At 42.8% G+C, this 11,619-nt stretch carries 9 protein-coding genes; 6 read left to right on the top strand and 3 right to left on the bottom strand.

Annotation, left to right across the window (positions count from 1 at the left end):
* Nucleotides 1-7: 7 nt before the first annotated feature.
* Both W7W_RS0100640 and W7W_RS0100630 read right to left on the bottom strand, forming a co-directional pair.
* Nucleotides 8-1,711, bottom strand: coding sequence for a hypothetical protein (locus W7W_RS0100640; protein WP_010661947.1), 1,704 nt, complete (start codon nt 1,709-1,711; stop codon nt 8-10).
* Nucleotides 1,712-2,536: 825 nt separating this feature from the next.
* Nucleotides 2,537-3,256: an RDD family protein gene (locus tag W7W_RS0100630; protein WP_010661946.1), complete on the bottom strand. Its 720-nt coding sequence runs from the start codon at nt 3,254-3,256 to the stop codon at nt 2,537-2,539.
* Between the two features lie 287 nt (nt 3,257-3,543).
* On the opposite strand from W7W_RS0100630, the gene W7W_RS0100625 reads away from it, so the two are divergent.
* From W7W_RS0100625 to W7W_RS0100600, 6 genes are read left to right on the top strand one after another with little or no spacing between them, the layout of a single operon-like run.
* Nucleotides 3,544-4,536, top strand: coding sequence for a stage II sporulation protein M (locus W7W_RS0100625; protein WP_010661945.1), 993 nt, complete (start codon nt 3,544-3,546; stop codon nt 4,534-4,536).
* Nucleotides 4,517-5,374, top strand: coding sequence for a hypothetical protein (locus tag W7W_RS0100620; RefSeq protein WP_010661944.1), 858 nt, complete (start codon nt 4,517-4,519; stop codon nt 5,372-5,374). The genes W7W_RS0100625 and W7W_RS0100620 overlap by 20 nt, the downstream gene beginning before the upstream one ends.
* Nucleotides 5,374-6,105 (top strand): DUF4129 domain-containing protein, encoded by a 732-nt coding sequence (locus tag W7W_RS0100615; protein ID WP_010661943.1) that lies wholly within the window; start codon nt 5,374-5,376, stop codon nt 6,103-6,105. The genes W7W_RS0100620 and W7W_RS0100615 overlap by 1 nt, the downstream gene beginning before the upstream one ends.
* A complete protein-coding gene (locus W7W_RS0100610) occupies nt 6,102-7,304 on the top strand; it encodes a DUF4350 domain-containing protein (RefSeq protein ID WP_010661942.1) in 1,203 nt (400 codons plus the stop codon). The genes W7W_RS0100615 and W7W_RS0100610 overlap by 4 nt, the downstream gene beginning before the upstream one ends.
* 2 nt (nt 7,305-7,306) lie before the next feature.
* Nucleotides 7,307-8,311: an AAA family ATPase gene (locus W7W_RS0100605; RefSeq protein ID WP_010661941.1), complete on the top strand. Its 1,005-nt coding sequence runs from the start codon at nt 7,307-7,309 to the stop codon at nt 8,309-8,311.
* A gap of 12 nt (nt 8,312-8,323) precedes the next feature.
* Entirely contained in the window at nt 8,324-9,655 is a 1,332-nt protein-coding gene (locus tag W7W_RS0100600; RefSeq protein ID WP_010661940.1) for a DUF58 domain-containing protein, read from the top strand.
* 266 nt (nt 9,656-9,921) lie between these two features.
* On the opposite strand, the gene W7W_RS0100595 is transcribed toward W7W_RS0100600, so the two are convergent.
* Nucleotides 9,922-11,328: an amidophosphoribosyltransferase gene (locus tag W7W_RS0100595; protein ID WP_010661939.1), complete on the bottom strand. Its 1,407-nt coding sequence runs from the start codon at nt 11,326-11,328 to the stop codon at nt 9,922-9,924.
* Nucleotides 11,329-11,619: the final 291 nt, after the last annotated feature.

Here is an 11,619-nt window from a genome sequence, read left to right as displayed (position 1 = left end):
GTAATGATTATTCAACTGATGCTATATCGACATAACATCCATCAATTGTGATTGCACAATTCAAATTTGAACTGTCAACAGTAATTCCCTCGTACAATTGAAAATGTGTATCGCCATTAGCATAAGTAACATCGTAACGAACATTTGCGGTTCCGTCTCCTGCATTGGTCACTGTAACCTGAATGTAAGAACCATCCAGATTTTCTGCAATTACATCGAAATTCCAGTCGTTTGTCGCCGTTGCTGTACTGTAACCATCGCCCCATCCAAAATTGTCCATCCGAACAACCGCATACTCTGTCAGGTCGGCTTTGCGGAGAACTATTATTGGAGAATTCCAGCTATTAGCTTCCGTTGAGTATAGGTCCATTTTGAATGTCTTGGATGAACCTGAAGCAACATTATACTCATTAGAAAAGGCTGACCAGAATGCAGACGATAAGTCAGTCGCCCCTACTTGATTTGTTCCTCCCATTACATTGGTGATTGGAACTGTTGTTGTTACTGTGCTTGCTGCACCCACATAAGAAATAACTGCCTCTTGTTCACCGTCAGCTCCCGGAATTTCAAACTGAAGATTCTTATTTGTTATTATTCCTGTTGTTTCGTCAGAATAGGTTGCTGTTACAACCATGCCTGTTGGATTAAATACCGGTACTGATGGCCCCGGGAATGTGTAGGTAGTTACATCCGGCATAGTTGTAACCTCAATACTTGCCACAGCATTGATGACCTCCAGGTTATAATAAGTTGATACCGCTTTAGTATATTCGCCTTGTTTTGTTTTGTTATACGCTAAAATGACCGTTTTTTCCCCAAGAGTGGTCATGTCAGGAATTACGCTGAATGAAATATCTGCAGTATCAACCTGTTCAGAAGAACCGTCAGCGAAAGTGACTGTGGCTATTCCGTTACCCCAGAAGTCTTCATTTCCTATTTCCACAAAGTCAGGAGTTTCTTCAACAGCAATAGAGGTCGGTTCCACATCTTCTACAACAGTTATTTCAGATGGTAAAAGGTATGCCTGTTTTATCTCCATATAGCTGGCGTCGGAAATTAAGAAAGCTACAATATCTCCAGTTGCAGGAACCGGATGTTGATAAGTCATTACTAATTCTGTACCATTGGTTCCAACTGCCGTAGCTGTTATAAATGCATTTCCTGTTATTGAATGGTCAATTTCAAGTGTGACATAAGCACCATCCATTGTGGCACGAAAGTCGTTCCAGATATCTTCATCTCCATCGGTATCAGGATAGTTATGCGATACCAGTCCGAGGTCAAAATCATCGTTGCCCCATCCATAAGCATCTGAGCGAAGCACAAAGTATTCTGCGTAATCTTCTGCATCGCGGTCTGCTACATTGGCAATGGCAAGGTTCCAGTTGTTCCAGTTGTTTTCACTTCCTCCATTGTGGTTTACAAACTCCAGCACCAATCGTTTGTTGGCTGGAATGGTGAAGTAATCAGAAAATGCAGTCCACCAGGCAGAGCTGTAGTCTTCAGCACCAACACTTGCTGTTGCTATGTCGATGTATGTAGTATCACCTGTGTCCACCGCTGCTTTAGCTGCAGCTATAGAATCTATTTCACTCTGCAGGTCAGAGGGGGCACTAATCGAATAGGTATCCAGCTCTTCGCACCCTGTTAAGGCAACAATAGCCAAAACTGCTGCGAATAAAGCTCCTCTAATCAGTTTTTTAGTTTTCATAAATTTAGATTTAATTGTAATTGAATTCGTTTTTCATTTTCTATCCATTTGGTCATAGAATTGACGAGATTTCCTACTGCTAAATTACTTCTGTCCTTTTTTTAAAAGGTGGATTAATGGTTTTAAGAGGTGGATGCAGGAGTAAAATGTGAAATTAAATTAAAAATAGCAATAAAATCAGAACCCACAGATGGCCAATGGGTTAGAGAGTGGTTGTTTGTGATAAAAACATTTGTCCTCATGCAGGGAATCATGCATCCCCTTAATTTGATGGCAATTATTGTAAAAAAGTGTTAGTGATTTGATGAGATGACTCCCGGTTTCCCGGAACAAGTTTTACCTTCCCAATAGCTTTGATAATATTTAAACGAATAAAATTTCGGGATAAAAGGTAGATTTTATGGCTTCACTTAAAGGATTGATATTCTGCTTTGGGTTCCATGGCATTTACCGTGAACATTACTAACCAGGTTTGAGTGGAGTCCAATTAACTTTCTCTTTCTTGAAGATCTTGAGTTATTTTTATATGTCTGTAGGGCTGTAGTGGAAAGAAGCAGATTGTTCTCAGGAATAAATTAGCTTCGCTGCTGCAGAAAAAATGAAACGAGCATGATATTTTTTAAGCATAAATACCAAAAGAGAAAATGTTTAAAAAAAATTATGCGAGAGCGAAGCGGTTCCATTCGTTCTGAAATTTTTAATAAGTTTTTTATCAGGCAATTACAGGGGTATAAGCGGATGAAATCATTTTCCTTATGGCACCGGATGATTTTTTATCTGTCAACGACAATTATTGCTAAGAGCTACGGAACTAAGAGCTACGAGCTAACCCCTGTGACAGGCATTGTAATCTTTTACCATTGTCTGCAGATATTCAATGTCTGATTGCTGGGCCATAGTGTTGGTCTTTTTTTCTATCGCTTCCCGGGTGTTGGTCAACAATTGTACGTAGGTGTCCGGCCGGTCATTGCTTGTGGTGGTATGGATAACTTCCTGAATGAGTTGTACATCTTGATCTGAGAGAACTTCCGCTTCCGGAAACCGTGGTTCATAATTGTCTTCCACCTCGGTCCATAAGGTTTGCTGAAAAGTGTGCTTGCGGGAGGTTTTAAGAATAGTGGTACCGGCGGCAATGTCACCCAGACGCTGACCTTTACCATTGACAATGATAAAAATGGTGGCTAGCGCCCCGGAGGTGGCTGTGATGTCAAATAACCGAAAGATCCAACGGACAAAACAACTTCCCGGGGTCAGTTGGGATCCGTCAGCTTTAAAAACTTTTATTTTCATCATCTTTTTCCCCGGACTCTGTCCCTGAAAAAGCAGTTCAAAGAGGAAATGATAAAAAGGGAGCGGGAGCAAAAATAAAAAGAGCATGATGTCAGGGTCCATCTGCAGCCATACCACGAAAGTCAGTACAATTGCCAATGCGTAAACACTCATGATTATTAAATCCAGTGCATAGGCAAGAATACGATCGGCTACACTGGCAACAGGAAATTCCAGTGACACATTTTGGGTGGTGTTTAATTGAATTGTTTCCATACGGAAAAAGGGCAAAGTTGGTTCAACAAGTAAGCAAATATAATAATTTTCCCGGCTCGATACTTTTTCTTACGATAATCACTTGTTTTGCTGGTTAAAAACCACTTCCTCTCCGAATTTTTGCAAAGTTCTTTTCATTGTAAACGTAGTAAAGCAATCTCTTTTAAGCTTTATTTAAAGGACCATTGTTTGGATTATTTCCGTCTCTCTGTCAAAAACCCCAAAGAAATGACTGTTTACTTGTAAATTTTTAATTATTTTGGTCACAAAAATAACAAAAACCCTGTGTGAGAGAAGTAACCTTTATAAACCGAAACCGAAACCGCTGGCAGGATTTTGAGAAACGAATTTCTGATCCGCGACGTATGCAACCCGATGAACTGGCTGACCATTACATTCAGCTCACGGATGATCTTTCATATGCACGCACTTTTTACTCACATTCATCGGTCGTTCAGTATCTCAATTCACTTAGCAGCAAGGCTTATCATTTGATCTATCAAAACAAACGGGAAAAATCAACACGTTTGGCCACTTTTTGGACCCGTGAGCTCCCATTGGCACTGTATGATGCACGCTCCAGTTTTTTGTTGTCTCTGATTATTTTTGTGGTTTCCATGTTGATCGGTATGGCTTCGGCCCTGGAAAGCAATGATTTTGCCCGGTTAGTGATGGGGGATGAATACATTAACCGGACACTGGATAATATTGAACGGGGTGATCCGCTGGCTATTTATGGTTCGATGGATGAGGTTCCTATGTTTCTGATGATAACCGGAAACAATATCTATGTTTCTTTTGTGGTTTTCCTTTTTGGGTTGCTTACCCCTTTGGGCACTGCTTTTCATTTATTTCGGAATGGACTGATGGTGGGTGTCTTTCAGACTTTCTTTTTTCAGCATTCGTTGCTTTCTGTTTCTTCGTTGGGTATTTACCTCCACGGAACCCTTGAGCTGTCGGCTATTGTTCTTGCCGGAGGTGCCGGTATTGTGTTGGGCAAAAGTCTGCTTTTCCCCGGAACACTTCAACGAAAGACCGCGTTCATGAACGGAGTAAAAAAAGGCACAAAAATCATGCTTGGCCTGGTGCCGTTTTTTATAATAGCCGGCTTTATTGAGAGTTTTGTGACGCGGTACTATAATCAAATGTCGCTGACAGTTAATTTACTTATTATTATTTTGTCACTGGCCTTGATTTTAGGATACTTTGTCTATTATCCTTTTTATATTCATAAACAATTAACCCAAAAAGAATTGAACGATGAACAAGCAGGAAATTGAATTGGTGAAATATCGTGATTTCAGTGATGTCTTTAATGGCTCCTTTGCTTTTATGTCTCAGGAATTGAGACAATTAATCCGTGTTTTTGGCTTGTATGCCGGAGTGCCTGTTATCATTTCAGTTATCTTAAGTGCACTTTATATGCAAGACGCTTTTGCTACGATTTTTGAGACGATTAACAATGGTGTGCAATCCGGCCCCAACCCAGTGTTGATACTTCTTACCATCATCGTAAGTTTTGTTGCACAAGTTTTTATAATGGGCCTTGTGCCAGCTTATCTGGGTGAATACGAAGATAAAGGCCGCAACGGTTTTACAGCGGCTGATGTTTGGAATCGTTTTGCGCGCCATTTCGGTGCCATCATCGGGTATAGCATTATTACAGGATTGCTAATGTTTGTAGGGTTTATATTCCTGATTATTCCGGGTATTTACCTAATGGTACCATTTACCTTTGTGCTTTATGTGAAAGTTATTGAAGATAAGGATTTGGGAGATACACTCAGTCGTTGTTTTCAATTGGTAAAAAACAGGTGGTGGGCTACTTTTGGAATTATTATTCTTGCCTATCTGATTATCAGTGTTGTTGGTTGGTTGTTTTCCATTCCTACTTTGATTGTTGCAGGTATTCAGGGTTTTACGGCTGTATCGGGAGGAGAAGCAGTGGATGGGAGCTCTTTGGGCATCATTCTGAGTACTGTTTTTGCAGGTCTGGGGCAATACATTCTGTATCCCGTTCTTTATGTCATCATTGCATTTCAGTATTACACACTACGAGAGCAAAAGGACAGATCAAGCTTGATGGATCGTATCTCATCCATAACAGAAGAGGAGTAATGTATAGATTTCTACTGCTTTTATTTATTTGTTTGTTGGGTGTTTCAGATTTGGATGCCCTGGCACAAACGGTACCTGATTCTTTGGCTGTTAGTCGGGTGGCAGTTTGGGACGAGGGGCCGGTGAATTATCGGACTCCTCCCTACGAGCAGATTGAGCAGTGGAAAGCAGATCCTGATTATCTCTATGACCGGGGGGAAGGCCCAAATATCTTGAATTATCTGATTACCCGTATTTTCTACTGGTTGGGCTCGTTTGTTGGAAATCGTCCCTGGTTTTTTTATGTTATCCTGGTTTTGGCAGGGTTGCTGGTGCTTTACCTGTTGTTACGCATACTCGATGTTCCTGTGGCAGGCCTTTTTGTGGTTTCACGACAGGGAACACAGTCAAATCTCAGGTTTTCTGATGATGCCCATGACTATACTACCCCCAAACTCATGGAGATGCTACGGATGTTTCGAAATAATAAGGCATGGAGGGAAGCTGTGAGAATGATGTTTCTGCTTTATCTCAGAGAACTTGATGACAAAGGTGAAATCACCATAAAACCATTTAAAACCAATCAGGAATATTATCGGGAGATTTCGGATTCAAAGATTAAAGAAGAATACCGAAAACGCAAAAGGCTGTTTGATGTGGTTTGGTATGGCCACGTGGACCTGGATTCCGGGCAGTTTGAGCAGGTGGAACGTCTTTTCACCAAAAATGCAGGTAAGGAGGTTTCGGCATGAGTAAATCATCAAAAAAACATTCCATCCTTACTTGGATTATCGGGTTGCTCCTGTTGCTTCTGGTTATTGCTGCCATCGTTGCTCCGCGACCAATCGACTGGAGTTACAGTTTTTCCAAAAACGATGAAATACCTTTTGGTACCCGCCTGGTGCATGAGTCTTTGCCTGCCCTTTTCCCCGGGCAGGAGATGGTAACTGCCTGGTTGAATCCAACGTCGTTCTTTGACAATAAAATACCGGTAAATACAAACTTCATTTATATTAACGGACGGATAAAAATGGAGGATGCGGATGCGCGGGAGCTGATAAAAGTTGCCTCAGAAGGAAATCACGTTTTTATTGCCGCTGAGCATGTTTACGGAGTGTTGGCAGATACCTTTCAGCTCGATTTCAAACCTGAAATTGTTCCCGGGATGGACTTTTTTAACCGTGATTCTGTGGGTTTCCATTTTGCCAATCCCAAATTAAAAAAGCAGTTTGGTTACTGGTATCCACGGTGGATGACCCGTTTTTATATTACCGATTATGACTCCACCCGCACTACGGTGCTTGGCCATGATCATCAGGGGAAAACCAATTTTATTAAGGTAAAGTTGGGTAAAGGTTTCTTTTATTTTAACAGCAATCCTTTGGCTTTTACCAATTATCATTTGCTTTCGCGTGACAATAGTGAATATATTTTCAAGGCACTTTCATATCTTCCGGAACAGGCCACCGTATGGGATGAACATTACAAACCCGGTTCTATTCATCAGGAGGGACTGTTTGATTTTGTGCTCAGCAACAGGTCGTTGCGAATTGCCTGGTACCTTTTGTTTTTTGGTGTTTTGGTGATCTTCGTATTTGGTGCCCGAAGAAAACAACGGGCCATTCCGGTTCTTAAAAGGCCTGAAAACACCACCCTTAGCTTTGTTGCTACGGTAGCGAGGCTCTATTTCAGCCGACGTGATCATCTGGATATTGCTCGTAAACGATATACCTATTTTCAGGAATTTTTGAGAAATCGTTACTATCTGGATACTGCCGGAGATGAAAGCAAGGTGATTGCTGAAGTGTCACGAAAATCAGGAGTATCTGAGCGTTCGGTCGCTGCCTTGTTTAAAATGGGCAACCGGCTGGAGCATTTGCGACAAATATCCCAGGAAGACCTGGAACAGTTTAACAGACAAATAGAATTTTTTTACAATAACTGCCGATAAGTATGGAGTTAAACAATCAAACCAATGACGACGGTAAATCTCTGTTTGAGAATCGTCTCAACGTAGAGGAACTGAACCATGCAGCGTTTAAGATCCGCAACGAAATAGGAAAAGTAATTGTAGGTCAGGAACGTGTACTTGATTATCTGCTCACAGCTCTGCTGGCTAACGGGCATGTTTTGCTTGAAGGGGTTCCCGGTATTGCCAAGACAATGATTGCCAAATTGCTTTCCAAATGTGTGGATACCGGTTTTTCGCGGATTCAGTTTACCCCCGACCTGATGCCCTCAGATGTGTTGGGAACCATGGTGTTTCATTCGGCCCGCTCTGATTTTGAATTCAATAAAGGTCCCGTTTTTTCCAATTTTGTATTGATTGATGAAGTCAACCGGGCCCCTGCCAAGACCCAGGCAGCGTTGTTTGAGGTGATGGAGGAACGTCAGGTAACCATTGACGGACAAACACATCCCATGGAACGACCTTTTATTGTGCTGGCAACCCAGAATCCCGTGGAGCATGAAGGAACTTATCGTCTGCCCGAAGCTCAGCTGGATCGTTTCCTTTTTAAGATTAAGATCGACTACCCGTCGGTGGATCAGGAGGTGACTATTCTTCAAAATACTCAGGACCGGGGAGGTGTTTTGGAAATGGACCAGGTTTCGCCGGTTATTTCAGCCGAAGAGATTGTAGATTTTCAGCAACTGGTGACACAGGTAAAAGTGGAACACGATATCCTGAGTTACATTGCCAACATCGTGGAAAAAACCCGGAATAACAGCAGTCTTTTTCTGGGGGCGAGTCCACGGGCTTCCATTGCAATTCTAAAATCGGCCAAGGCTTTTGCTGCATTGGAAGGTCGCGATTTTGTTACCCCCGAAGATGTGAAAGAGATGGTGGTTCCCGTGTTGAACCACAGGGTTATTCTTACCCCTGAGAAAGAGATGGAAGGATTGAAACCCGAAAATGTGATTAAACGGATTGTGGATTCAGTGGATGTGCCCCGATAAATAAGTCTGTGGATGACCTTTAAAGCTATATATCTTCGAAACCGTTTCTATTACGGTCTTGCATTGCTGATTGTTTTGTTTTTGCTGGGACATTTCTGGCACCTTTTTTTTGTGCTTGGATGGGTGGGGTTTGCTGTGTTCCTGTCATTGGTTGTCATAGACCTGATGATGTTGTTTCCCCGCCGCAAAAGAATTCTTACGGGAAGTCGAAAGCTTCCTGAAAGATTTAGCAATGGTGATGTCAATCAGGTTTCGGTGGATATTGAAAACTTCTATCCTTTCAAATGCGGACTTGAGGTGATTGAAGAGTTGCCTGATCAGTTTCAAATTCGGGATTTTTATCGGCATAAACAGCTAAATCCCGGTGAGGCATGGTCTTTTACTTACGCGCTGACTCCCGTTGAACGTGGCGAATATCACTTTGGTCATCTCAATGCCTTTATCCATACTCGTCAGGGTTTTCTTGGTCGCCGGATTCGCCTTGCACACCCTGCCAAAGTGAAGGTTTATCCTTCATTTATTCAAATGCGTAAGTTTGAAATAATGGCCATTTCGGACCGGTTGAGTGAGGTGGGCATAAAAAAAGTCCGAAAGTTTGGTCATCAAATGGAGTTTGATCAGATAAGGGAATATATTAAAGGAGACGACATTCGTACCATCAACTGGAAAGCTACAGCACGGCGGGATCAGTTAATGGTGAATCAGTATCAGGATGAAAAATCGCAACAGATTTTTTCCTTAATCGACATGGGTCGCACCATGCAAATGCCCTTTAACGGTCTTACATTGCTCGATTATGCCATTAATACTTCATTGGTGCTTTCCAATATCGCCATGCTTAAGCACGATAAGGCCGGGCTCGTTACCTTCAATGAAAAGATAAAATGTATGTTGCCGGCCCGGCGCGAACCCAATCATCTCCAGTTGATTATGGAGATGCTGTATAATCAGCAAACCGGCTTTTTGGAGCACAACATGGAGGCACTCTATGCCATTGTGAGGAAGAAAATTCCTCAACGCAGCTTGCTGATCCTATACACTAATTTCGAAAGTCTGAAATCGGCCCGTCGCGAATTGCCATTCCTGCGCCGCCTTGCTGCCAGTCATTTGTTGCTGGTGGTGTTTTTTGAGAATTTGGAAGTTGGAAAATTGATTTTGAATGAAGCAAACGACCTGGAAGATATCTATCGTCAGACGATTGCTGAAAAGTTTATGTTCGATAAGAAGATAATCGTTAAAGAACTCGAACGAAATGGTATTCATGCCATCCTCAGTTCCCCCGGGAAATTGACTGTTGCTACCATGAATAAATATCTGGAATTTAAGGCACGGGGACTTATTTAGGGAGTTTTGGGTTGAGGGTTTTGTGTTTTGAGTTACTGGGTTTTGTGGCGAGGTTTCGGCCTCCCCCTCGTTTCCGCACGAGGGGTCTATTTCCCGTCGTCTCTCACCACAAATTAACTTCTGCACCACCGCTACATACCTGGAAAAGCTTCCCTATGCTATGATTTGTTGTGTTGTTCAGAAAAGCCAGCTTGAAGCCGGCTGCAGAAGGCCCTCAAGTTCACACATAATCACCCGGCTAAACCCGGGTGCTATTCTCATGGGAATTATCCTTCTCCGCTGCCGTCCCAGCAATGGGTACACAACTGCTTTTTCGGTAACCCGATGGCTTCCACCAAATCATCCAGCTTCTGAAATTTCAGGGTAGTTAAGCCCAGATCTTTTCTGATTTGATCCACCATTTTTTGGTAATCTTCACTTTCCGGGTCTGTGTATTTTGAAAAATCGGTCTCTTCCGTTCCTTCCAGTTTAAAGATGGCTTTACGGGTAGCCAGTTCCAGTTTGGTTCTCGACTGGCTGAAGTTCAGGTATTCACAGGGATAAATGAGCGGCGGACAGGCTATGCGCATGTGAATCTCTTTGATGCCTTCATTGTGCAGGTCTTTTACGTTGTCGGTCAGCTGAGTGCCGCGAACAATGGAGTCGTCAAGAAATATCCCCGATTTGTCTTTGAGCAGTGCCGTGTTGGGTATCAATTTCATTTTTGCCACCAGTTCACGCATATTTTGGTTTTGGGGCATAAAACTGCGCGGCCAGGTAGGCGTATATTTAGCATAAGGGCGCATAAGCGGAATGCCTGCCTGGTTGCTGTATCCCATGGCATGACCAATGCCGGAGTCGGGAATCCCGGCCACAAAGTCGGCCTTTTGATTATCGTCTTCGGCCAGTTTCTTTCCGCATCGGTAGCGGCATTCATCCACATTGATACCTTCGTAAAACGATGGCGGATAACCGTAATAAACCCACAAGAATGAACATATCTGCAATTTCTCTGAGGGTTTGCGCAATACCGAATGCCCATCTGCAGTAATTTCCACTATCTCACCAGGCCCAAGATATTTGTCAATCTGATATCCCAGATTCTGGAACGAGCTGGTTTCACTTACAGCACAGAAGGCGTTATCTCTTTTCCCGATTACGATGGGCGTACGCCCCATTTTGTCGCGGGCAGCAATGATACGGTCTTCATGCAAAATCAGCATGGAGCAGGAACCTTTGATCGTTGCATACACATGCTCTATACCTTCTTCAAAACTCGATTTCTCGCATATCAGCATGGCCACCAATTCAGTGGGGTTAAACCCTCCCTGACTGGTTTCCGAAAACATTTTATGCTGCGAAAGAAACCGGTCGGCCAGTTCCTCGAGGTTGTTAATTTTGGATACCGTACACAATCCAAAGCGTCCCAGATGGGAAAATGTGACCAGCGGCTGCGCCTCAAAATCGCTGATGATGCCAATGCCCGATTTTCCTGCAAAATTGACAATGTCGCCCTCAAATTTATTTCGGAAATAACCATCTTCCAGACTGTGAATGGCCCGTTGGTAGCCATCGGCGTGATTGTAAAAAGCCATTCCGGCACGCTTGGTACCAAGATGCGAATGATAATCTGTGCCATAGAATACATCTGCTACACAGTCAACCTTTGATGTTGTTCCAAAAAAACCGCTCATTGTAAATTGCTCTAATGATTTTCAATTATTGATTTCGGGAAGCCACAAAAATAGAAATATTGTTCGGTTCTAAAGGAAGTTTTTCAGGTTTAATTGTGAGAATATGGTGGAATGAGATTATCGTTTCATTACAATTAATTCCAAATGTCGGTTGGAGAGTTACAATTTGAAGTTTTTTATGAGATCTCCCTCCCCCTCGTTTCCGCACGAGGGGGTTATTACCCGTCGTCTCTGACGACCAACCATACTCTGCCCATATTCTAACCTCGGTGGCAGATCTACCCCCCCCCC

Origin of the sequence: Marinilabilia salmonicolor JCM 21150 (assembly GCF_000259075.1) — a bacterium.
In the GTDB taxonomy this organism is placed as follows: Bacteria; Bacteroidota; Bacteroidia; order Bacteroidales; family Marinilabiliaceae; genus Marinilabilia; species Marinilabilia salmonicolor.
The sequence above is the reverse complement of the archived record's forward strand: the minus strand, read 5'-3'. Positions and strand labels throughout refer to the sequence as shown.